Here is a 24,242-nt window from a genome sequence, read left to right as displayed (position 1 = left end):
GCCGCCTGGCGTTGGTGGAAGGAAACGGTCTTCTATGAGATCTTCCTGCGCAGCTTCATGGATTCCGATGGCAACGGGACGGGGGACCTGCGCGGGATCATCGGGAAGCTCGATTACCTGAAAGAGCTGGGCGTGGGGGCTTTATGGATCACGCCCTTCTTCCCATCGCCCCTGCACGATGCCGGCTACGACGTTTCGGATTTCGACGACGTGCATCCCCAGTTCGGGACCATGGGGGATTTCCGGGAGTTGCTCTCGGAAGCGCATAAGCGGGATCTGCGCATCATCCTGGATCTGGTGCTGAACCATACTTCCGATGAGCATCCTTGGTTCAAGGAATCCCGGCGGTCGAAGAAGGATCCCAAGCGCGACTATTACATCTGGAGGCCGGGGAAGGACGGGCATGAGCCCAACAACTGGATGTCCCTGGTGGGGGGATCGGCATGGGAGCTCGATCCGGCCACCGGCGAATACTATCTGCATCTTTTCTCCAAGTACCAGCCCGATCTCAATTGGAACCATCCCATGGTGAAGAAGGGGACCTTCGAGATGGTACAGCGGTGGCTGGAGCGCGGAGCGGACGGGTTCCGCCTGGACGTGATCAATCTCCTGATGAAGCCGCCGGGCCTTCCGGACGCCATCTACCGCCCGGAATCCGGGAAGCGGGACGGGCGCTACGTGCTCGACTTGGCGCTCTACGCCAACAATCCCGGGATGCATGAGCTTTTGCACGAGCTCCGCCGCGACGTGTTGTCGCCCTATAAGGCGGCCACCGTGGGCGAAGTGCATTTCACGCCCGCTTCGGAAGCCTGGAAGTACGTGGATCCACGGCGCCGGGAATTGGACATGGTGGTGCAGACCGACATCCTCTTCGACCGCAATGGGCCCAAGTTCGTGAAGGCGCGGGTCAAGGATTGGTTCCTGGCCTTCCAGGGCCGCGGTTGGAATACCATGGCCCTCGGCAACCACGACACGCCGCGCATGCTTTCCAGCCTGGGCAACGACCGATCTTTCCGGGAGCTCTCGGCCAAATTGCTGGCCGTGCATATCCTCACCTCGCCGGGTACGCCGTTCATATACCAAGGGGATGAGCTGGGCATGACCAACGTGGCCTTCGCCTCGATGGACGAGTACCGCGACATCGAGATGAAAAGGTTCTACGAGGATCTTGTTCGGCAGGGCAAATCGCCGGAGGAGGCGTTCGCTTGGCTGCGCCCGCGCTCGCGGGATAATGCGCGTACGCCCATGCAATGGACCGCCGGGACGAACGCGGGCTTCACGACGGGACGGCCGTGGATCGGCATCAATCCCAACCATACGGAGATCAATGCCGAAGCCCAAGCGCGGGATCCGGACTCGATCCTGTATTTTTACCGCCGCCTGCTGGCGTTCCGGCGGTCGCATGCGGCCTTGATCCACGGGAGCTTCTATCCCTTCATGGAAGAGAACGAGAATGTCGTCGCCTACCACCGCCTCTGGGAGGGAAAGGGATTCCTGGTCCTATGCAATTATTGCGACGGGGAATCGGCGCTGGAGGCGGGCCTGGTCGGGAAGGGGACGTTGGCGATCGGCAACTATCGGGATGTGCCCCATGATTGCGCGGCCCGGCTGCGGCCTTGGGAGGCGCGCATCCTGGCCTTGGACTAGTACGGTCTTATAAAGCCAACCTTCCTGGTCAATTCCTGCCCGCGCCCATCCCGTCGCCGCACGGTTCTTGATCGCCCGCAAAGCTATGCTTCCCCGTAAATACGGCCGATAATGCGGGCCGGAATATGGCCTAGGTCTTGCTAATATTGGTGCCTGATCGGGCAAACTTAAAATTCCGGAGAATCCATGAGACGACCGTATACGGCCATGGTTGGTTCGTTAATCGTAGCGATGTTCTGCGCTTGGCCTGCGCGGGCGGCTTTGGATTTCTACACCTACCAGATCCTGAATAACCAGACCACGGTCGTAAAGAACGGGAAGGTCGTGGATAGCTCTTATACCAGCTATCAACTCGCGCGCTTGGGATCGGTTTCTTTGGAGGCTTCGACCCTGGCCATCACCTCGCATGGGGATTACCTCTCGGTGGTCGAGACGGCGACCCTATCCGGCAACACCGATTACCGGCCCGAAGACATTACTTACGATTTCCTGTTTCAGGGAAGCCTGCCGATCCCGCCCCTGGCCGCCGTGCACGGCCTGACGGTATTTCACGGGGATACGGCCTATACAGCGACTTTACGCAAACAGGTGTATAGCCTGGACGATCATTTCCTGGATACGACCCGGTTGCTGGCGACCTTGGCTGGACGGGTCGCCTACCTTCAGCAATTGGGCGATCGTTCCTTCGAAGCCACTTTTTCCAAGCTCTCCTTGGGTGAGCCGATACGGGTGCGCTTGGAATATGATCTGCCTTTTCCCGGCGCGCCGGGAACCGAAGTGCACGTTCCCGTGGTCTTCAATCCCTCCGGGGCGCCTCCGCGTTATTCCCAGATTTCCTTCTCCGAAGCCGCCAAGGATTTGCCCGTATTGCAATGGCTGGGTCCCACCGGACGGGTGACATTGGACGATAAAGGTTCGCATACCCTGGACTACGGCAGCGAATATCTGTTCCGCCGGGACGAAGACTCGTCCACCCTTGCCGCCATGCAAAAGACGGGATTCACGGACGGAAACTTGAAAGGCCAATACCTGCTTTTCCATGGCGGCTTGAGCGATTCCATGATGGACGTCCTTACCCGGCCCCTGGAGACGGCTTTCCTTTGGCGTTGGAACCCGCCCTTGAACCTGGTGGAATTCCAGGCCGGGCTGAAGACGCTTTCCGCGGAAGGGCGTTTGGCGGCGGCGGAAGCCAAAGCCATGAAAAAGATCATCCTGGAGATGGCGCCGCATGGGCATCGCTTCGGCTTGATGCATAGCGTGGCGGGAAAGGATCCGGTCTGGTTCCCGCCCTCGGAAACGGGGAGCGACGGGTACAAACGGCTTCTCGATTACCTGGACGGATTCACGGAACAGCGGATCTACGCGGACTACAAGGACTATAAGGACCCGCGTCCGGATTGGGCGGCGACGGTCTGGAAGGATTCGGGCGAGGTGGCCGCCAGCCGCAGCGAATTCCTGGCCGACCTGGCGGTCATCCGTAAAGGGTTCAGCGATCGAACGGGCATCCTGAGGCATATCGAGATGCTGGGCATTGGCCCGACCCCCTCTTCCGAAATCGATTTGAAGGATCCCAAGGTCATCGAAGCCGCGCTGGACAGCGTGACCCTTTCCTCGCTATCGGCTTATTGGCTGGGAGTCGATTTGGGCGCGGCCCTTAAAACCAAAGCGAACGCGGATTTGCGCCCGGTGACCCTGGATGCCGACTTGGGATACGGCCCCGTAACCTTGATGTTACCCGTGTTCCAGCCCTCGTCGGTAGAGTACCGTGCCTTTTCGGGAGGCCGTAGTTTCGACCTCATCGTGCCGTTCGGTTCCAAGGCGGGCAGGGAGGCGGCGCTCAAGGCGGATGACGCGTTCGAGGATTCCTTGCAATTGCAAGGCATCGACGCCCTCGGCCGCGAAACGCGCGCGCATACCTTATCGCCCCGGGTGCTTCGGACGGCCGGCGATACCGCCCTGGCGCGGCTGTGGGCCGCCGATCCCGACCGCATTTCCAATAAGGAAGAATCGGATCTCGGCATGCGGTACGGCATCCTCACCAAGGGCTCATACTTGTCCGCGGGCATCGCGGAGGGCAAGGTTGCCGAAGGAAACGTCGGCATCCTTCCCAAATCGGTACGCTTCGCGCGGGGGCGGGTGTTCCGGATCCAGGGCGACTGGCTGATGCTCGATGCTTCAGAACGGATGGCCCAAGGATCTTGGCTCGAAGTCTTCGACATGCAGGGAAGGCGGCTGGGGCGGGTCGGACTAGACGCATTCCGATCGGGGAACGGCTTCGCGATCCCGTTGGCGCGTTTGGCGGGCTTCGGGTCCGCGCGCCTGGTGCTGATCCTACGGGGCGGTGGCCGCATGCAAACCTTTACCGTCGCTCTCGGAGGCCGGCCATGAACCGCTTTTTCGCGAACCTCGTCCCCGCGGCTTGCTTGGCATGTCTCTGCACGGCGGGCAGGGTCTCGGCAGCGCAAGCGGATACGGTCAACTCTTATCCGGTCCGCATCCGTTCCGCTTGGGTGCCATGCGAAGGCTCCCTCGGTCTCCAAGTCGGCGCCCAAGCCTCCCGCCTGGGCGCCACCTCCGAATTCCGTTCCTTGGTGGAGCCGGTCCCCGCCGAGAACGGGACTTGGGTTTCCCCTTCCGTGGGCGCGGTATTCTCGCTTCGCTGGCGGCCCGGGTTCACCTTGGGTTTCGCGCCGCGTTGGGAAAATTTCGGGTTACGGACCGTGGAGGATACGGTTTCCTTCGGCGGTAATCCCTATCCACATACCCTCAAGTCCCGTACCGAGTTGGCCTATAACGTCTTTCCGCTTTTGGCCGGTATGGGATGGTTTCCGGCCCGGCATCATTTCCAGGTTCAACTCGGGGTTTTCCGGGCCTTCCTGGATCATGGCAAAACGGAATGGATCGTGGACGGAGAACACTATTCGAACCATCCGCCGGGTTCCATCCGGTCGAGCATCGACGGTTGGATGACGACCGCGGAATACGGTTTCCGTTGCGGCCCGGGGGACTTGAATCTGGGCATCGAATACCAACGATCCTGGGATCCTGCCATGGAGGGGTTGAACGGCAGAATCCAACCGGACGCGGCCCAATTTCGACTCGCCTACGCCTGGATCCTTTGGGATCGCTAAAAACGGTTCCCGTTCCCGGCGAATCTTTTAGGGGGGCGTAGGGGATTGCCTGAGTGAGCCCGGCCACGACTCCGAAGATAACTTCAACTTTGGCGTTAAGTTAATCGCCGCCGCGGGCGATAATCATGGTGGAACGGGAGACACCATCATGCAAATCGCCAAGCTGACCTTCGCCAAATTCTTCCTCGCCGCCCTGGCTCCGCTCGCGCTGTTGCATTGCGGCTCCAATCCGACGACCGCGTCCGATCCCGGCGCGAAGGATCCGACGCAAGAAGCCGCCGGTACGGTAAAGGCCACCTTGCTGCTGGGCAAGGTCGGTTCCCTTTCCAAGACTTCCACCATCAACCTGCAGAAGCTGATATTGGAAGCGGTCTCCAGCGCTTCCCCCGCCGATACGGTGCGGGATACCGCCTCCGTCACCGGTAACGATGCGGTTACCGTGCTGCGGACCTTGACCCTGAAGCCGTTGCGCAACTGGACCGTCAATGCCAAGACGCTCGATGCCAAGGATTCCGTGATCCATTCGGGTACCTCCGCTTCGTTCTTCGTGAAGCCGGCCGATACCGCCGCCGTGAGCCTGAACCTTACCTCCCGTTTCGAGATGTACCAGGCCAATTTCAATACCTTGCCCGATAGCATCGCCTCTACGGTTTCGGGGACCGGCAAGGATAAGTTGAACCTGAACCGCGTGGTGCTCAAGGTGGATGGAGTCATCCGCGGCGATTCGGTTTTGGCTTCGGGCTACTTCGCCGGCGGCGCCAACGTGAGCCTGTACTTCGACTATATCACCCTCGGCTCGCACACGGTCACCCTGGAAGCCTACGGAACGTTGCACACCTACACCGGCCTCCTCTACAGCGGTTCGTCCACTTTCTCGGTTTCGGCCGGTAATGACGATACCCGCGCCGTGACCCTCGGATGGGTCGGTCCCACCACCGGCACCGGTAAGCTGACCGTGGTGATAGGCAAGGTGGGCAAGGTGATCGTGAACGGCGCCGTGCCCGGCAGCGTCATCAACTGAAGACAACGCGACGGCGCCCTAAAGCTGGGCGCCGCATTCGCATGAAGGGGCGGCCATAGCGACCGCCCCTTCGCTTTTCCCGGCGGACTAGGCTTGTCCCTCGAGTAGCGCCGCCGGAAAGCGGGCGAAAACCTCTCCTAACGCGAGCGTCCCGTTTTCGCTCACCAGTTCCCCGCCGCCGATAGCATCGCGCCAGCCCAGCGGCGCATCGCCGGGGATGCGCAGCCGCGTATCGGCCCACGGACCGCTTCCCAACGGCAGGCTCCCTTCGGGGACGAAGCCCGTCAGGAACCGGGGGACGGCCACGATCACCCAATGGCTTCCGAAGCTGCGGGCGAAAGCCACCACGCTTTCCTTGCGCTCGCCCTCGCCGCTCAAGGGTAGGTATTCGCCGTATTGGAAGACCGATGGGAGGGCGGCGCGCGCCTTCAGGGCGCGGGCGATCAGGAAAAGCTTGCAGCGCCCGTCCTGCGGGGTCCGCAGCAGATCCGCTATCAGGCCGCCGGGATCGGATCCTTCCCGTTCGCGGATCTCCTTCAGGGCCGCCATGCGGCGGCCATAATCGACGGGCCTCCGGTTGTCAGGGTCCACCAGATCGAAGTCCCATAGTTCCGAGCCTTGATAGAAGTCGGGGATGCCGGGCGAAGCGATTTTAAGCAGCGCCTGCGAGAGCGCGTTCCACATCCCGAACCAGGCCACCTTGCGCTGGAACGGCTCGAAGGAATCCCGGAAGGACTTTCCGGATTCCGGATCGAGGAGCCGATCCAGGAAATCCAGGTAACCCTCCTCGTATTCGCGATCCGGCTTCACCCAGACGGTATGCACCTTGGCCTCGCGCACGGCCTTCACCAGGTATTCCCGCATCCGCTCGCGGAAAGCGGGCAGCTCGGAGTCGTCGAAGGGTAATGCGCCGATCAAGGTCTGGTAGAGGAAGTATTCGTCATTGCCGTCCGGGATTTCGAAGGCATTGCGGCGCCGCTTGAATCCCCGGTTGGCGCGGCGCCACTCCAGGGTCTTGGCCTCCCATTCCTGGGGGAGTTCGGACAGAACGTCGATGCGGGCGCGCGCGTCTTCCCCGCGCTTGGTGTCGTGCGTCGAGGTCGCGTTCATGGTATGCGGCCAAGCCGCCAGGCGCTGCCGGTTGAAGGCGTGGAATTCCCCCGCCGCGTAGCCGAAATGATCGGGATTGATGCCTACGTCGTTCAGCGACACCAGACGGTTGTAAACGTAAAGGAAGGTGTCTTCGATGCCCTTGGCCATCAGAGGGGAGGTGAATTGCTGCAAGCGCATGGCGAACTCCAGCGCGTTTTTCTTCTCCTCCTTGCTATAAGCGGAATCGGAATGGGCCAGCAGCATGCGCTCGATGAAATCGATTTCATGGGCATGGCTGGGAAGGCTCGCCCGCGCCTTCTCCATGGTCCAGGCGATCACCTGACGGTCGCGTTCGTCGGCCCCGTCCTCGTTGATATAGGTGCGGTAGACGGGAAAGTGCACGAAGGCTTCCTCCAGGGCCTTGCGGAAACCCGACAAGGTGAAGTCGGAGGCATGGGTGAAGCGGGTGGCGATGGTCTTGAGCTGGTATACCAGGTTCTCGAGCCCGCCGTATAAGTCCTTTTCGATCAGGAGGCGCTTGTCCTCGTTGGCGATGGTCCCGCACGCCGCTTGCATGCCGGTGAACGTCTTGTAATGGGAATCGAGCTTGTCGGCGTTGCCGGTCGCCACGAACAAGCCGTTCACCATGCCCAGGAAGTCGTAGCCGGTGGTCCCTTGGATGGGCCATGCGGGTTTGAGCGGCTCCCCCGGCGCCAGGATCTTTTCCACCACGATGAAGGCGTCCGGCGCGGCCTCGCGCAGCCGGTTCAGGTACTGCTGCGGATGGTATAGGCCGTCGATATGATCGACCCGCAGCCCCGTGAACACGTTGGAGGATACCAGCCGCAGGGGAAGCTGGTGGACCCGATCGAACACTTCGCGATCTTCGATGCGCAGGGAGATGAGTTCGTTGACGGCGAAGAAGCGGCGGTAGTTTACCTCTTCCACGCCCACGCGCCAGAAGGCCAGCCGGAAATTCTGCTGGGCCAACAAGGCGGATAGTTTCTTGAAGCTGGCGGGATTGCCCTTGGACCCGTTGTACTGGCGCAGGGCTTCGTCCACGTACAGCTTGATGACCGGATTGGATTCGTACAGCTCCCAAAGCATCGACTTGATGAAGCCGATTTGATCGTAGCGCTCGCTCACGTCGCCGTTCTCGGGCAGGTTCTTGAGGATGAAGAAGGTGCCCATCAGCTTCACGTAATCGGGATGCTTGCGGTCCATGCGCTTGCGCAACACCATCAGGTCCGATGCCAGCACCTCGGCGTAGGACTCGATCCGCAAAGGGTACACGTTGGAGAAGTAGCGGATGGAAAGGCCCTGGGGCCCGAATTCCAGGGTGATATCCCCGTTCTCCAGGCACTCCCCGAAAAAGCTCCCCAGGATGGGCGCCAAGAGTTTGCCTTTCAGGCTTTCGTCGTGATGGTTCCACTCGATGTCGAAGAAATTCAGGAAGCGCGAGCGCGGGCCGTTCTCCAGCACGTCCATCAGGAGCTTGTTCTCGGGATGGTAGGCCATATGGTTGGGCACGATATCTTGCAGCCAGCCCATGTTCCGTTCGCGCAAGGATCGGGATAGGGCCTCCAGGTCTTCGCCCGTCCCCAGTTCGGGGTTTATCTGGCTATGATCGACCACGTCATAACCGTGCTCGCTACCTTCGCGGGCCTTGAAGATAGGGGAAGCGTATAGGTCCGATATCCCCAAATCGGACAAATAGGCGACGATATCCCGGGCGGCCTGGAATGGAAATGCCCGATGGAATTGGATGCGGTAAGTCGAAAGCGGAAGGCGAACCATGCGCTTAAACAATCTCCGGCGGGAGGGGTGCGCAACCCCGGGAACGACGTTCCCTTATGAAAACGTGCCGGAAACATGCGGAAAATATCCCGGCTGACAATAACCGGCGAATGTCAGTTGTTGTTCTTTCCCGGGCCCACGCAATCCGCCCGGCCTCCCTAAATCCTTCCGTGGCCCGCCTTCCGGATGCCAATTCCCCTGGCGCAGTCCTTGCAAGCTTGCTTCACCATGGCGGTAAAGGTTTCCTTAAAGCACGTCTCCTCTTATGCTTATGACCGACCGGTTACCCTGTCGCCGCAGCTGATCCGCCTAAGGCCGGCGGCGCATTGCCGCACCCCCGTGCAGGCTTACTCCCTGAAGGTCCACCCCGCGGGCCACTTCCTGAACTGGCAGCAGGATCCCTTCGGGAATTTCCTGGCGCGCGTCGTCTTTCCCCAGCCGCAACGCGAATTCTCCGTGGAAGTGGGTCTGGTGGCGGACATGACCGTCATCAATCCTTTCGATTTCTTCCTGGAGCCGGACGCGGAGAAATTCCCTTTCGAATATCCGGCCGCCTTGCGCGAATCGCTGCGGCCTTATCTCGAAGTGCGCGAAGACGGGCCGCGGCTGCAAGGCTGGCTGCGGAAGGTGGATCGGACGCCGCGGGGAACCGTGGATTTCCTGATGGACTTGAACCGCGCCGTGCAATCCATCGTCGGCTACACCATCCGCCTGGAAGCGGGCGTGCAAACCTGCGAGGAAACCCTGCGCTTGGGATCGGGATCATGCCGGGACTCGGCCTGGCTGCTGGCGCAGATCTTCCGGCACCTGGGGCTGGCTTCGCGTTTCGCTTCCGGCTACCTGATCCAATTGCGCCCCGATCAATCGCCCCTGGATGGGCCCGCGGGACCGATCGTGGACTTCACCGACTTGCATGCCTGGACCGAGGTCTACGTGCCCGGCGCCGGATGGATCGGGCTGGATCCCACTTCGGGCATGATGGCCGGCGAAGGCCACATACCTTTAAGCTGCTCGCCGTCCCCGGAGGAAGCCGCGCCGATAACCGGATCGGTATCCACCTGCGAAACCGAATTCAGCCATGCCATGGAGGTGGCGCGCCTCAAGGAAGAACCGCGCGTGACCGCGCCCATCCCCGACGAGGAATGGCATGCGCTCATGGACCTGGGCGACCGTATCGATAAGGATATGGCGGCTTCCGGCCTATTCCTGACGCAAGGAGGGGAACCCACCTTCGTCTCGGCGGACGATACCGAGGCGCCGGAATGGAATACCGAGGCCTTGGGGACCCGCAAGCGGGCGCTGGCCGAAAAACTGATGCGGCGGATGCAGGCCCATTTCGCCCCGGGCGGCGTCCCCCATTATGGCCAAGGAAAATGGTACCCCGGGGAGCCCCTGCCGCGCTGGGCGCTGACGGTGTACTGGCGCCCGGACGGGAAACCCATCTGGCGCGATGCGGCCTTGCTGGCCAAAGACGAGGGCGCCGGGCATTTCGGCGTGCGCGAAGCGCAGGCGCTGGCGCAAGCCATCGCGCGGCGGCTATCCCTGGATCCGGCCCTGGCGCGGCCCGCCTACGAAGACGTCCTGTACTACCTCTGGAAGGAAGGCGGGCTGCCGGACGATTTCGATCCGGCGAGCGCGGACCTGAAGGAAGGCATGGAACGCGCGCGGTTGCTGCGCTTGCTGGATGGGGACCTGGGGGAACCGGCAGGTTACGTCCTGCCCCTGGCGGCCGACTTCGACGACCTGCTCTTACGCTGGCGCTCGGGGGCCTGGCCCATGCGGCGGAAGCACCTATACCTTATCCCCGGCGATTCGCCTATGGGGTTCCGACTCCCCCTAGACAGCCTCCCGGGCCGGCCGATCCCGGCCGAATTCCCGGCGGAGGTTTCGCCGTTGGCCGCGCGCCCTTCCCTGGGGGCCATCGAAAAAGCGCGCCTTGCCGACCGGGGATCGGGTTCGGCGGACAAGGGAGTCGCGACCGCGGCGCCCACGCAGGCCAAGCGGGAGCAAGACGGGCCGGCCATCGATCCCGCTACGGGCGTAGTCCGCACTTCCCTTTGCGTCGAGGCCCGCGAAGGCCATCTCCACGTTTTCTTCCCGCCCTTGTCCCAGATCGAATCCTGGCTGGGCCTGGTCGCCGCCGTCGAAGCGGCCGCCTCCGAATGCGGCCTGCCGGTGCGGTTGGAAGGCTATCGGCCGCCCTCCGATTACCGCCTCCGTAGCTTCGCGGTTACCCCCGATCCCGGCGTCATCGAAGTCAACATCCATCCTTCCGCCGATTGGCAGGAGCTGATCGGGAAGATGGAAATCCTGTACGCGGAGGCGGGGGCCTGCCGTCTGCGGGCGGAAAAGTTCAACCTGGACGGGCGGCATACCGGCACCGGGGGCGGCAACCATATCGTCCTGGGGGCGGAGCGCCCGGCGGACAGCCCTTTCCTGAATCGGCCGCATCTCTTGCGCAGCCTGATCGGGTTCTGGCAGAACCATCCCAGCCTGTCGTACCTTTTCTCCGGCCTCTTCATCGGCCCTACCAGCCAGTCGCCCCGCGTGGACGAGGCCCGCGACGATGCCTTGGCCGAATTGGATTTGGCTTTCAAGCAGTTGCCCGCGGGCATCGCTTCCCTCGGGCATTCCGTCCCCGGGGCGCCGTCCTTCCCCTGGACGGTGGACCGCTTGTTCCGCAATCTCCTGGTCGACTTGACCGGGAATACCCATCGGGCCGAGATCTGCATCGATAAGCTGCATAACCCCGACAGCCTCATGGGGCGGCTGGGCCTGGTGGAGTTGCGCGGCTTTGAGATGCCGCCGCATCCGCGCCTGGCGGCGGCCCAATCCCTGTTGGTCAGGGCCTTGATCACCCGATTCTGGGAACAGCCTTACGATGCGCCGTTGCAGCCCTGGGGCACCTCCCTCCACGATCGCTGGATGTTGCCGCACTTCCTGTGGCGGGATTTCGAGGACGCCTTGGGCTACCTGGGTCGCGCCGGTTACGATTTGCGTCCGGAATGGTATGCGCCGTTCCTGGAGTTCCGTTTCCCCCGTTGCGGCACCTTGCACTTACGCGATCTCACCGTGGAAGTGCGCCAAGCCGGCGAGCCCTGGCATGTGCTCGGGGAAGAAGCGTCCGGATCGGGAACGGCCCGCTTCGTCGATTCCTCCCTGGAGCGGGTGCAAGTGAAGGTGAACGGGTACGCTTCCACCCGGCATGCGGTAACCTGCAACGGTTTCGCGTTGCCGCTAAGCGCGACCGGCACGCAAGGGGAAGCCGTGGCGGGCGTGCGTTTCCGGGCTTGGCGCCCTCCCGCATGCTTGCATCCCCTGATCCCGACCCATGTACCCTTGGCCTTCGACGTGGTGGACCTGTGGAGCGGCCTTTCCCTGGGCGGATGCACCTACCACGTGGCCGATCCTGCGGGCCGCAACTACGCCGCATTCCCGGTGAACGCCGCCGAGGCGGAAGCCCGGCGCAATGCCCGCTTCGAATCCCGCGGCCACCGTGCCGGCACGGTGCGCCCCATGGCGGCGCCCCGGCACCCCGATCATCCCTGTACCCTTGATCTACGGCGTTGCCGATGAAGGGGACGCGCATGCTTGAGCTCCGCATCGCGATTAGCTATCCTCGCCGCATGGCCCCCATCCCGTCCGGAATCCCCGGGACATGATCTTGGAATCTTCCGGTACCGCCGAGTCCGGTGCCGGGCTGTTGCGCGGGTATCTTCCCTCCGCGGGCGGCTGGGACGAAATGCTTACCCCCTCAGGGGAGGTGCGGCCTTCCTGGGCGGGCTTGGCCGGGACCCTGGCCGAATTGGGCCCGGGCGAAATGGGCCGCCGCCGGGTCGATCTGGCCGAGTATATGCGTCGGGACGGCGTAACCTACAATGTGTACGGCGATGGCAAGGTCGCCGAACGCCCCTGGTCCCTCGACCCCATACCGCTGGTCTTTTCCAGCGTCGAGTGGGAAGCGGTCGAGAGCGGCCTGGTGCAGCGCGCCGAGCTCTTGGACGCGGTACTTCGGGACGTATACGGGCCGCGTAAACTCGTGCGGGAAGGGGTTCTCCCGGCCCTGTTCCTCTGGTCGCATCCCGGATTCCTGCGGCCTTGCGCCGGGGGCCCGGCGGCCCGCACCCGCATGCTGAGATGCTATTCCGCCGATCTGGCGCGGGGTCCCGACGGGGCTTTCCGCGTGGTGAGCGATCGCGGGCAGAATCCTTCCGGGTACGGCTATGCCCTGGAAAACCGCGCCGCCTTGGGCCGGGCCATGCCCAGCCTGTTCCGCCAAGCCGGCGTGCATCGGCTGGAGGCTTTCTTCCAATCCCTCAGGCGCGGCCTGGTCGAGGCGGCCCCGCCGGGGACGCGCGATCCCTTCCTGGTCCTACTCTCGCCCGGATCCGATAACGAGACGTATTCCGAGCAGGCGTATCTCGCAAGTTACCTGGGAATCCCGTTGGTCCGCGGCGGCGATCTCATGCCGAGGGACGGGGGCATCCATCTCCCTTCCGTGGAGGGATCGCGCCCGGTGGACGTGATCCTGCGGCGGGTGGACGATGCCTTCTGCGATCCCCTGGAACTGGCGGGCCATTCCCTGCTGGGCGTGCCGGGCCTGGTGCAGGCGGTACGCGATCGGACGGTGGCGGTCTGCAACGCCTTGGGGAGCGGCATCCTGGCGGGCTCAGGGCTGATGGCCTTCCTGCCCGAGCTCTGCCGCCGCCTGTTCGGCCAGGATCTGCGCCTGCCGTCCGCCCGCACGTGGTGGTGCGGCGATGCGCGCCAACGCGAAGAAGCCCTCGCCAACCTCGAGGATCGCATCGTCAAACCCTTGTACCAAGGGCCCAAGCGCAGTACCTGGTTCTACCAGGGCCTGTCCCGCGAGCAACGCGAAAAGCTCCTGGCCCGGATCCGCGCCAAGCCGCATCTTTACCTGGTGCAAGAACGCCTCCAGCTGTCCACCACGCCCTGTTTCGTGGAAGGCCGCCTCGAGCCCCGTCCCTTGGTGCTGCGCAGCTTCCTGGCCGCCGTGGACGGCTCCTTCGCGGTCATGCCCGGCGGCCTTACCCGGGTCGCGGGACGAACGGGCGGCACGGGCGTGACCGGCCAGGAGGGGAGTATCGCCAAGGATACCTGGATCCTGGCTTCCGAGCCCTTGCCTTGGGCCGCGCCTCCTCTCGAAGCCGCGGGGTCCGGGCCCGAACCGGCCCCGGTCGAAGCCATGGTCGTCCCGGAGGACATGCAAGCGATGGAGGCGGCTCCCGCGCGTTCGATCCGTCCGCATGGGGCCTTGCCCGGATATGCGTCAGAAAACCTGTATTGGCTGGGGCGCTATCAGGAGCGCTTGGGATCCCAATTGCGCCTTTGGCGCGAAGCCCTGATGGCCGGGCGCTCCGAGGCCGGGCCCCCCGGCCCCCATTGGCTCCGTCTGCTCCAAGCCTACCAGCCGAACTTCGCCGCCTCAGAAGACGCGGGCTCCCTGGAAGCGGCGCTGGAGGCTTCCCTCGACGACGAGCACGGCATGGGATCGCCGGCTTTCAACCGGGCGGCCGTGCGCCGGGCCGCGCGGGCCGTGCGCGACTTGCTTCCGGACGATAGTTGGCGCGCGATCAACTCCTTGATGCCGCCGCGGGAAGCGGGCGGGACCTTGCCTTGGCTCGATCAAGCCATCTTGCATCTGGGCGGATTGGCGGGGCTGCAAGCAGACGGCCTGGCCTTGGGCCCGGTGCGTCGCTTTTTAGGGTTGGGCCGCTCCCTGGAGCGCGCCTTATGCGTCGTTCGCATGTTGGATGCCGGCTTGAGCGGGGTGGCAAGGCCTGGCGAGGGCCTGATCGAAACCTTGCTGGCCTGCCAGGACGGCGCGCTGACGTATCGCCAACGTTACCCCCGGGCGCCCCAGGCGGGGCCCGCCGCCGAATTGCTCCTGGCGGACGAGGCCAATCCCCGTTCGGTGGCGTTCCAATTGGCAGGTTTCCACGAGGAACTCGGGCATCTGCCCCCCGGAGGCACCCTGCTCCTGCCGGCTTGCCGCAAGGCGGTCCTCAAGGCCCTCACGCAGGCGCGGCTCTTCGAATCCGAGGCCAACGGCGGCATCCTGTCCCCGGCCGGGAACGAAGGCTTCGAGCATTTGCTACGGAGCCTGGAAGCCGGGCTGGGACGGGTCTCCGATGCCCTGGCGCGCGAATTCTTCCAGGCGATACCGCTGCCGCAAGCCTTGCGGGAATGGGGCTGATATGCCGATCTATGCCGTCCGCCATCGCACCATTTACGTCTACTCCGAACCCGTGGAGCTTAGCGTCAACCTGGCCCGTTTGCGCCCGCGCGAATTGGCCGGCCAACGCGTGACCCACTTCGCGCTCGAATCGGAGCCGCGCCTGGAGGACGTACGCGAAGAATCCGATTTTTTCGGGAACCCCACGGCGATTTTCAAGGCGGCCGGGGCACACGAGCGCTTCGAGATCACCACCCATAGCCGGGTGGACGTCTCCTGGTCCGGCCGGGAAGGCCCCCCGGATTCGCCTCCCTGGGAGGAGGTAGCGCACGCGTTACGGGAGGCGGCTTCCCCGGAATCCCAGGACGCATTGCAATTCACCCTCGATTCCCCGATGGTCAAGCCTTTCCCCGAGCTGCGGGAATACGCGGCGGCGGCTTTCCCGCCCGGGCGCCCGGCGGCCGAAGGCGCTTTCCAACTGATGCGCCGCATCCATCGGGACTTCCGTTTCCTGCCCGGGGCCACCGGGCTCAAGACCACCCTCGAGATGGTGTTCCAGATCCGCTGCGGCGTCTGCCAGGACTTCTCCCATCTGATGCTCGGGTGCCTGCGCAGCCTGGGTCTGGCGGCCCGTTACGTGAGCGGTTACATCGAAACCATGCCCAAGTCGGGGAAGCCGAAACTGATCGGGGCCGACGCGACCCATGCCTGGGTCTCCCTCTACGTCCCGGATGCGGGCTGGATCGACTACGACCCCACCAATCTGCTCATGCCCGGTCCGCAGCATATCACCTTGGCCTGGGGCCGGGACTTCTCCGACGTCAGTCCGCTACGCGGCGTTCTCTATGGCGGCGGCACGCAAAAGCTAAAGGTCGAAGTGGACGTGATCCGCGAGGGTTGATTTTCGGCCCGGCTACGGGTCGATTCGGACTTATCCGGCTTCCGGGGATCCTGCCAGGGTCCGCTTTAGGGCGCGCCGCGACCCTTCCGCGCCCAGGATCAAAGCCAGCAACGGCAGCATCAGCCACTTCCATTCGCTTGCCATGACCGCCCAGCCCCCGCCCCGCAGGAAGCGAAGGGCGTTTATCGGGGAAACCTGTACCGGGTGGAAGGGGAAAAAATATCGGGTCGTATTGAAAGGGGAAAAGAACGCCACGCCCAACCCGCCATTGGTCAGGGCATCCAACACCCCATGAGAGGCGGTCGATAAAAACAGGTAAAGGCAAACGCGGATTCCGCGACCTTGGCGGAGTTCATCCCGGAAAAACAGGAGGGTCGTCAGGATTCCCAACAAGAGCGCGAAACAAAGCGAGTGGGTGAATCCGCGGTGGCCGAACATCGATCCGTAAGGAACGCCCAAGGCGAAATCCAGGCTATCCAAGTCGGGAAGGACGGCGCAGGCGATCCCGCACGACCAGAATTTCAGAGGAGGCTTATCCCAACGGAAGATGGAACCCAAGGCGACGGCTGCCAAGGCATGGGAGAAGGCGGAGGCCATCAGGGGAAGCTAAAAACCTTCCGGGAATACCCGGAACAAATCCGGCCTTTCAGGCATCCTAGTTTAGCGTCACCGACGCCCGTTCTTGAAAGGAAGAAAATGAATCCGAACAACCGCCTATCCCTGGCCTATGGCCTAGCCCTCTCCACCCTGTTACCTCTGGCATTTTCCGGATGCCAAACCGTTGAACCCGGCCCCGAGGCCTCCTCTTCCCAAAAGCAATACACGGCCGCGGTTCTCAAGCTCAAGGCCAGCGCTCCGGCTGATTACGATCAAGAGCTCTCGAAATTGAATGCCCGTTTCTCCGGGTCTTCGCCTGCGGCTTCCGTCGTCAATCCGGCAGCTCCTACGGCAGGGGCCCAAGCCGCGGCCAAGGTCGCGGGAACCTTGACTTTCCAAACCAGTTACACCGCAACCGCGGTTTCCAAGTTGGTATTCAAGGCGACCGCTCACGCGGTGGCGACGCTACGCGCGGACGTCTCGAATACCGGCACGTTCAATTCGGCCGATCCCGTGGTGTTCCTGATCCAATTCAATGATCAGGCCTTCATTTCGAATGGGACGATCAATAACCGGGGGCAGCAGGGCTTCCGTATCGTCGACATGAACGATGACGGCGGCGGAGGCCGGAACTCCTATTTGTCGCACACCTTCTCTTCGAACGAGGTCGGCTATTATATGTGGCTCGTATTGCCTTATGCCAACAGCAACGTCGGCGGCAAGGTCGATCTATCTTTCGACTTGACCAACCCCGGCTGTCCCTCCTGCCAAGCGTTCTACCGTTTCAGTAATCCCACGCCTCTCGGGGGCGCCGTATTCCGGCGGGTTGCGGGTAATGATTTCCAAGCGATGAGCGATCCCGGCGCGGGCAATACCCACCTCTATGTCTTCAAGAATACAGCGTCGAGCGGCATGGCCAATGGGGACGCGTCCATCGGCACCATCAATAGCAGGGTCTTCGCCTTGCCATTCGGGATTTCGCCGTGGGAATCGAATGATCAGTTTAACATGGTCCTGATCGACAACGACGCTTCCGGAACCACCGCGCAAGGACCCTTCTACGTTTATAACGAGTAGCAGCAACAGGGATTCGAGATGAATTCGGCCGGTCCCTTCTCAACGGGACCGGCCCTTTCCCTACTTCCGGCGCAACGAGAAATTCAAATCCTTCGCCGAGGTTTTCCTCGTCAGCAACATGGGGATGGACGCGCCCACGGCCAAGCTTAACGTGATCAAGGCGGTCTTGATTCCGTTGTTGATGGCTTGGAACAGGATCAGGGAATATCCTTCCTGGCTGACCGAACTGGAAAGCTTGATCACGCCCAGCATGGTGCGGAATCCGAATACCCCGGGCACCATGGGAATCAACGCCGGTATGGAAAAGACCAATGGGGGCGCATGTTTCTGATGGGCTGCGAAAATACTCAAGACCCCGATCAGGGTCGCCCCCGCCAAGGACGCCAGGATCAGATCGACGCCCATATGCGTCAAAATGTTTTTGGTGAATCCCCCCAGCGCGGCGAGAAACCAGATGACCAGTAACGACCGCGGAGGGACGTTGAAAAGAACCCCGAATCCGAGGCCCGCGAATCCGCACCATACCGCCAACTCCAAGGCGTTGTAAGGGATCATGGTTTCAAATCCTGTATATCAGCATGGCGAACAATAAGCCTACGGCTACCATGAATATGGTGATAAACGCGTGGATTCCCCGCACCCAGCCGTTGAGGACATTCCCGTCGATCATGTCCGTCAAGGCATTGATAAGAGGGATTCCCGGGATCAGGAAAAGGACGGACGCGGCACCAGCGAAGCCGAAATGGATGCGAAAAGCACGCAGAGGTAAGGATTGAACCGTGCCTTTCGCGCTTCCTGCAAAACGAATAAGCCGAAGAAAGTGGCGAAAAAGGTGTTGGCCATTTCCATCCCATCGCCGCCGAATATGCGGCAGAAGGATGCGCCGGCCAAGCCCACCAGGGAAAGCACCAATAAGCGGGGATATCCGGGCTTCGTCTCCATTCGCGCCAGCTCGGTCCTGGTTTTTTCCGCGCTCCATTTTTCCTCGACCGTGCGCCAACTAAGGATGCTGATCGCGGAAACCAAGCCGTAATTAACGGCATGCGGCGGTGTCCTGAGGATGCTGCTGTAGGAAAGCCGGGAAGCGGTATTTTTTATGGTCATGCTTAGCGCGCGGTGGGTGATGAACAGCTCGACATCGCAACCGAACGCGTCCGCCATCCGATCGACGGTGACCCGGACCCGTTCCGTGCTCGCCCCGGAAACCATCAACTTCGAGCCGACGTCCAGGAGCAGATGCCCGATCTCTTCCAGTTCCCCGGATTCCGAATCCGATTTTCCGTTTCCAGGTTCCGGCATGCCCTCAATATCTATCAATGTCGTCCGGATCCGCAAAGGCCGGCCGCCCCATGGAAAGGGGCTCTGAGGCTAGAAACCGGGTTTCGCCGGAATCGCCCATCCCATCGGGTCCATGCCCGCCCGCTCCGGCCGTAGGCGCCCCAGGGCATCGATGCCGAAAGCATCGTCCACGGGGTGCATCTCCACGCGCCCGCGCCGGGGCCGTATGGCGGAACCGTGCCCCGTGAACTTCCCCGTGTCCACGGGCGCGGTCAGCGCCAATACGTACCCCAGCGCCGCGACCAGGCCGGCGTTGTAATCGATGCAGCCTTCGGTGAACTGGTAGCTTCCGGTCTGGTCCTGGAACTGGGACGGGTCCAGGGTTCCGCCCACCATGACGCCGAACTGCCGGTTCCGTTCGGGAATGGGCGGCGCCTTATCCGGCCCGGTATCGTCGTCGGACAGGTAAACGTTGCGATGGTGGGGATGCTGGGCGCTTTTGGCGCCGAAGCCTACGAGGAAGGACAATCCCGCCGAATTCGATCCCAGCACGTAATCGATGTTCTTCCAGGCGAAGGGGTCGACGGCGGTGGCGTTCTTCAACTTGCCCGCCAGCCCGGTCACGAAAGCCTGGTTCATCGGGAAGCGCAACCGCCCCCAGGAATCGCCGATGGTTCCCACCCCGGCCCCGTTCACGCTGCCCTTATAGCGATCGGCCAGCTTCTGCACCAGCGCGGCCTTGTCCGTAACGCCTTGCTGCGCTAGGTCGTAGGCGGCCAGATCATCGTTGTTGTTGTAGCACAAGGTATAGTTGTGGTCGGCCACGCTGGGGGCTTTCGCCTTGGCCTCATCGAGGAATGAGGCTTCCCCCGTGGTCCGGTACAACTCCGCGGCCGCCGCGGCGTAATCGTCCTGCCAACGGGCGTTGGCGGGGTAGAAGCTTCCGTCCGGCGTCGCGATGGTGCCGGGGTTGGCCTTGGCGTACGCGAAGGCGAAACGCGCATGTTGCAGGCAGAGATCCGCGTAGGCCCCGTCGAACTTGCGGTAGACTCGGGACATCACGGCCAAGGCGGCCGCGCAGAACGAGGGCATGGATGCGTCGGCGGGATTCTTGAAGGCCTTGCGCGGCTGGCCCCCGTCCTGCGCGCCCAAGGTCGCCATCTTCACCGAAGTGATCCAATGCTTATGATCCAGGTTGCCGTCCCCCACCTGATGGTAGAAGATCGACTCGCTGCGCGCGCACTTGATGAAGTAATCGGTGGCGTACTTGACCTCGTCCAGGATGTCGGGGATGCCGTTGGGCCCGCCTTTATGGCCTTCCCAGGTGAAATCGCCGCTCTGCTTGTAGCCCGCGTAATCCGGGCTATAGTCGTCGTCGAAGCCCTGGGGGAATTCCGAATAGGCTTTCAGCAGCAGGTAACCGCTGTAGAACTGGGTCTGGCCGTATTTGACGTGATCCCCGCAATCGTGCCATCCCCCGGACAGGTTGTAATCGCCGTCGGCATCGTTGACGAAATCCTTACCGGAATCGTGGTCCATGATCAGCCAGTTGGGGCCCGCGCCCGAACGTTGGGCGCCGTAGAAGCGGGTCGCCATCCACAAAGCCTTGCGGTAGTCTTCGGTCTTCAAAGATTGGGCCGGAGCCGCGCGCGGAAGCAGCGCCGCGGCCAATAGGAAATGGAAATATCGCATGTAGCCCCTTACCCCGGCTCGGTTAGTAGCAAGGGTCCGGCCCCGGGTTGGGAAGACCTGGGGGTCGGGATTATTTTCCACACCCATGGCATAGGAACGCTATTTTCCCAAATAGAGAGCCATGTCCTCACGACCTTCAAGGCCCGGCGGGCCGGCCGAAATACTGGAGCAGGGCGATATCTTCTTTTTCCATCGTCCCGGGTGGGACGCGCCCATGGCTCCAGACGGCGAAGAACTGGAGAGCTTCTTCCCGGTGCTGCATCCCGTACGTCAACGGCGATGCCGATTGCTGAGCCTGGGCAAGCGGCGCCTCCCGCCTCCGCTTAAAACCGGCGCGCCCGGCCGCGGGGGCGAACGCATGTGGGCGCGCGTGGACGGCTTGCTGGATACTCCCGTCGACCTACGTACCGCCTTGGGCGCGTTCAAGCCCCCCGGTTCGCCGCCCGGCGCGCCCGCGCTTCCCCCCGCGCGTCCGGCCGGGGACGGCATTTACGCGCTCGCGCGGCACGGCGATCATGTCCATTTGGCTTACGTACTCAAGCATCCCGATCGGGCCGGGCCCTTGCAACGCGAACTGGGGATCGAGGAAGAAGCCAGCTTCATCGTGACGGTGAAGAATCCCGAGTACATCGAACGCGCCGGAGGCCCCGATTATCCGCCCGAGTTGCGCGCGCTATTCCAGGAGAGGAAATACCTCCCGTTGGATCCGCCCGCATTCATGGACGTCCTGGGAGCGGAAATGCTTTTCATCACCGTGCGCCGGGCGGTCGGGAAGGAATTGGGCATTTCCCTGGAGGCGCAAGATGAGGGAGCGCGAAGCGCCGAGATGGTGCGCGATCTCCGCGCGCGGCGCCGCGATGCGCCCGTGGAGCCTTTGTTCGAAGGCGAGCGGGTCTGACCCTGGCGCAGGCTGAATTACCATAAAGGAACAGGCCTCTTATTCGGCGGGTGCCTCGCGCAGGACCCCGAATCCGCGGCCGAATCCAAACCGGTTTCCGGCACGAATACCCTCGCCACCGCGGCCACCATCGCTCCGGGGACCGAGGTGCTGAATTGGTCCAATGTCGTGGGCGAGAATCCGTCGATAGACATCGGGTGCGGACAGAGAGTCCAGCAAGGGGTATGGATGACTGGCGGAAGCAGCAGCGGACGGTATCCGCTCTGGTGGTGAAACGGTCCGGGCGACCCCAACTTTACCCGGGATTGGACAGGGGGGAGATGGATGGCGTACAAATCGACGTGGATCCCAGAGGGCACCCGTGGACCGTGACCCAATCGAACGACATCTACTCCTCTAACGGCACGAGTTGGACCTACCGCGGCAAAGGCCGGGACATCGGCATCGGTGCGAACGGAACGGTTTGGCGAATCGAGGTCAACCCGATCGGTACCTCGGACTACAAAATCAGCAAGTGGAACGGTTCCTCTTGGAATGCAGCGGTCAACGGAGGCGGAGTACGGATTGATGTGGATCCCACCGGACTTCCCTGGGTAGTGAACAGCGCAGGGGATATCTGGTTCATGAACGATACCGGTAACTTCACCCAGGCGCAAGGCCTTAAAGGCGTCGACATCGGTATCGGCGGGACCTTAGGCTCGGTTTACGTCGTGAGCAACGAGCCCTATAGCTCTTACGGGAATAAAAAGGTGTACCATCTCACGGGCACCAACACCTGGAAGCTCACGAACGGCGGCGGGGTCCGCATTTCGGTTGATTACACTACCGGCAAACCCTGGGTCGTTACGTATGACGGGACGGCCTGGGCCTCCACGAACTAGTCCGTTTGACTAATCCTCTAAGGGGGCGGGGGATCCCGGCGTGTCGGGGTTTTTCGCCCCGCCACGTACCCCCATCATGCTAGCGGCAATGACGCGATCTAAGCGGGGGTCCGCGAAGCGATGGGAATCGCGCAACTATGACTCCTTCGCGAGCGCGAGTTCCTTTTCGATCCGCGCCGCGATCGGATAAAGCGCTTTCTTCTCCAGGTTCCCGTGGGCGCGCAGTTTCTTCTCCAAGTCCTGCATCGCCCGCGCCGCCAATTCCGCCAGCTTAGGCCGCTCGCCGATTCCCTGGTGTTCCCCGATCGCACGGGTCCAATCGTCCAAAGCCGCATCCAAACGTTCTTCGCCGCGGATGACGGACGGGGACGCGAGGATATCGCCGGCGATGGACTTAATCCTATGCTCCGGTCCGCCCTGGTTGAGGGCATGTTCGTTTTTCAGGATGGCGGGGAAGAGGTAATCCTCTTCCTCCTGGATATGGGTCCGCAGGCTATCCGTGAACCGATGGAAGGAATCCAACAAGACCCAGAACAAGCTCCCGCCCGAAGCTTCTTCGAAGGGCATATCCAGGATGGAGCGCAAGGCCGGCAGATCCGAATGCAGGATAGAGCGGTGTTCGTTCGTCAGATAATCGATCAAGGAATACGCGGGCAGTTCTTCCCACGGACTGTTCCGATCCGGCACGGGTAAGGACGATAGTTCTTGGACCAGTTCCTGGGTTCCCTGACCGCAGCGGAGGCCGAGTTCCCCCAAGGTGGTATCGCTTTCGGCCCATGGATCGCAGCCAAGCCGATACATCAACTCCAGGCATGCGGGCCTGAACTTGATGGCGTCCCCAACCCGGGTCGAGGGATAGGCCCATTCCTTGATTCCGTCCATGGAAAGTCCTTTCCGATGCCAACATTAAAATAGCCCTTCCGCCGCCAACCTGCTCCGGAAAGGCGGGATGTAAATCTGTCCGTGTTGTGACAGATAGTCGTAGATCAAGAGGGCCATGTTGGGCGCATAGGCATTCCCATTCGATGCGATGGCATTAGCGCCTTCGCGACCGTGGCATGTGCTTTGCATTCTCCTATCATATCGGGGGAGGAAAACATGAAGCTCCTAATCGGATATGACGGATCCTCGGCCGCGGATGCGGCCTTACGGGACTTGGAAATGGCGGGATTGCCCGCCGAAGCGGAGGCCAGGGTCGTGGTCGCCATACCGCCGTCCGCCCCGGCGGAAGCCTTCGCGGTCGACCCGACGGGAACCGGTTGGCTGGCTGGCGCTTATGTATCCGTCGAGCCGTCCCCTGAGCAGATCGAACAGGCCAAGGATCGCGGGGAGCATGCGGCATACCTCCTCGAAGCGAAATTCCCTCGCTGGCGGGTGTCGGTCGAAACCGCGCTGGGGACTCCCGCGCAAGCGATCCTGGATAAAGCCGAGGCCTGGAAAGCCGGGCTGATCGTCATGGGCAGCCATGGCTGGAGTTGGCTTGGCCGGACCTTCTTGGGGAGCACCGCGGAGAAAGTATTGACCCATGCGCACGTAGGCGTGCGGCTTTGCAATCCCCGCCCGGAAACCCATGCTATCGCGCCGCGCATCCTGGCAGCCGTGGACGGCTCTCTCGACTCCCGTCATGCCTTGGACGCGATCGCCCGCCGCGCCTGGCCCACGGGCGTCCGCATCCGCCTGATCGCCGCCAAGCCTTCCGATCCGTGGTCGGAAGCCCTGGAAGCGGCAGAATTCGGCAAGGCCGTTGGGAAAGCCACGAAGGGATCTTGGGCCGGGATGGAAAAACTTCTCGATACGGCGGTGGCTCGTTTGGCCAAAGCAGGGCTAGCCGCGGAATGGGAGATCCAGGAAGGGGACGCCCGCGCGGTGATCCTCGCCGAGGCCGAAGCCTTTCATGCCGATTGCATCTTCCTGGGCCGGCGCGGCCTTTCCGGCTTCAACCGTATCTTATTAGGCAGCGTATCCGCCGCCGTGGCTTCCCACGCGCCCTGCTCCGTGGAGGTGGTCCCTTGCTGAGATAGGGCCTATCTTTTG

Annotated in this window: 16 protein-coding genes and 1 pseudogene; 11 read left to right on the top strand and 6 right to left on the bottom strand. The window is 62.5% G+C overall.

Annotated elements, in window-relative coordinates; translation table 11 throughout:
• Positions 1–57: 57 nt before the first annotated feature.
• From JF616_07910 to JF616_07895, 4 genes are all read left to right on the top strand, one after another.
• Positions 58–1,647, top strand: coding sequence for a glucohydrolase (locus tag JF616_07910; GenBank protein ID MBW8887666.1), 1,590 nt, complete (start codon positions 58–60; stop codon positions 1,645–1,647).
• 186 nt (positions 1,648–1,833) lie between these two features.
• On the top strand, positions 1,834–4,035 hold the full coding sequence (locus JF616_07905) for a hypothetical protein (GenBank protein ID MBW8887665.1): 2,202 nt from the start codon (positions 1,834–1,836) through the stop codon (positions 4,033–4,035).
• The gene (locus JF616_07900) at positions 4,032–4,778 is read left to right on the top strand and encodes a hypothetical protein (protein MBW8887664.1); all 747 of its coding nucleotides are present in this window, start codon (positions 4,032–4,034) and stop codon (positions 4,776–4,778) included. Before JF616_07905 ends, JF616_07900 begins: the two co-directional genes overlap by 4 nt.
• Positions 4,779–4,926: 148 nt before the next feature.
• Entirely contained in the window at positions 4,927–5,799 is an 873-nt protein-coding gene (locus JF616_07895; protein ID MBW8887663.1) for a hypothetical protein, read from the top strand.
• Positions 5,800–5,886: 87 nt separating this feature from the next.
• Here JF616_07895 and treY read toward each other — a convergent pair whose 3' ends face one another.
• Complete coding sequence (treY, locus tag JF616_07890) at positions 5,887–8,688, bottom strand: malto-oligosyltrehalose synthase (GenBank protein MBW8887662.1); 2,802 nt, start codon at positions 8,686–8,688, stop codon at positions 5,887–5,889.
• A gap of 228 nt (positions 8,689–8,916) precedes the next feature.
• Here treY and JF616_07885 point away from each other — a divergent pair, with 228 nt between their 5' ends.
• The 3 genes from JF616_07885 (at position 8,917) to JF616_07875 (ending at position 15,785) form a co-directional block, all read left to right on the top strand.
• The gene (locus tag JF616_07885) at positions 8,917–12,264 is read left to right on the top strand and encodes a transglutaminase family protein (protein ID MBW8887661.1); all 3,348 of its coding nucleotides are present in this window, start codon (positions 8,917–8,919) and stop codon (positions 12,262–12,264) included.
• Between the two features lie 82 nt (positions 12,265–12,346).
• Positions 12,347–14,905, top strand: a complete 2,559-nt coding sequence (locus JF616_07880; protein ID MBW8887660.1) for a circularly permuted type 2 ATP-grasp protein — start codon at positions 12,347–12,349, stop codon at positions 14,903–14,905.
• Position 14,906: 1 nt separating this feature from the next.
• A complete protein-coding gene (locus tag JF616_07875; GenBank protein ID MBW8887659.1) occupies positions 14,907–15,785 on the top strand; it encodes a transglutaminase family protein in 879 nt (292 codons plus the stop codon).
• A 30-nt stretch (positions 15,786–15,815) separates the two neighbouring features.
• Here the strand turns inward: JF616_07875 and JF616_07870 are convergent, their stop codons facing one another.
• Complete coding sequence (locus JF616_07870; protein ID MBW8887658.1) at positions 15,816–16,382, bottom strand: metal-dependent hydrolase; 567 nt, start codon at positions 16,380–16,382, stop codon at positions 15,816–15,818.
• Positions 16,383–16,481: 99 nt separating this feature from the next.
• Here JF616_07870 and JF616_07865 point away from each other — a divergent pair, with 99 nt between their 5' ends.
• Positions 16,482–17,459, top strand: a complete 978-nt coding sequence (locus JF616_07865) for a hypothetical protein (protein ID MBW8887657.1) — start codon at positions 16,482–16,484, stop codon at positions 17,457–17,459.
• 60 nt (positions 17,460–17,519) lie between these two features.
• Here JF616_07865 and JF616_07860 read toward each other — a convergent pair whose 3' ends face one another.
• From JF616_07860 to JF616_07850, 3 genes and pseudogenes are all read right to left on the bottom strand, one after another.
• A complete protein-coding gene (locus JF616_07860) occupies positions 17,520–18,014 on the bottom strand; it encodes a threonine/serine exporter family protein (GenBank protein MBW8887656.1) in 495 nt (164 codons plus the stop codon).
• Between the two features lie 4 nt (positions 18,015–18,018).
• A pseudogene (locus JF616_07855) lies at positions 18,019–18,758 on the bottom strand (threonine/serine exporter family protein).
• A gap of 69 nt (positions 18,759–18,827) precedes the next feature.
• Positions 18,828–20,429, bottom strand: a complete 1,602-nt coding sequence (locus JF616_07850) for a glycoside hydrolase family 9 protein (protein MBW8887655.1) — start codon at positions 20,427–20,429, stop codon at positions 18,828–18,830.
• 121 nt (positions 20,430–20,550) lie between these two features.
• Here JF616_07850 and JF616_07845 point away from each other — a divergent pair, with 121 nt between their 5' ends.
• Together JF616_07845 and JF616_07840 are read left to right on the top strand one after the other, a co-directional pair.
• Positions 20,551–21,327, top strand: coding sequence for a hypothetical protein (locus JF616_07845; protein ID MBW8887654.1), 777 nt, complete (start codon positions 20,551–20,553; stop codon positions 21,325–21,327).
• Positions 21,328–21,647: 320 nt separating this feature from the next.
• Positions 21,648–22,208, top strand: a complete 561-nt coding sequence (locus tag JF616_07840; GenBank protein MBW8887653.1) for a hypothetical protein — start codon at positions 21,648–21,650, stop codon at positions 22,206–22,208.
• 135 nt (positions 22,209–22,343) lie between these two features.
• Here JF616_07840 and JF616_07835 read toward each other — a convergent pair whose 3' ends face one another.
• Positions 22,344–23,090, bottom strand: coding sequence for a hemerythrin domain-containing protein (locus JF616_07835; GenBank protein MBW8887652.1), 747 nt, complete (start codon positions 23,088–23,090; stop codon positions 22,344–22,346).
• Positions 23,091–23,306: 216 nt separating this feature from the next.
• On the opposite strand from JF616_07835, the gene JF616_07830 reads away from it, so the two are divergent.
• Positions 23,307–24,224, top strand: a complete 918-nt coding sequence (locus tag JF616_07830) for a universal stress protein (GenBank protein ID MBW8887651.1) — start codon at positions 23,307–23,309, stop codon at positions 24,222–24,224.
• Positions 24,225–24,242 lie beyond the last annotated feature (18 nt).

It is taken from the genome of Fibrobacterota bacterium, from assembly GCA_019509785.1.
GTDB lineage: Bacteria > Fibrobacterota > Fibrobacteria > UBA11236 > UBA11236 > Chersky-265.
This window is presented reverse-complemented; position numbering and strand designations above follow the sequence as displayed.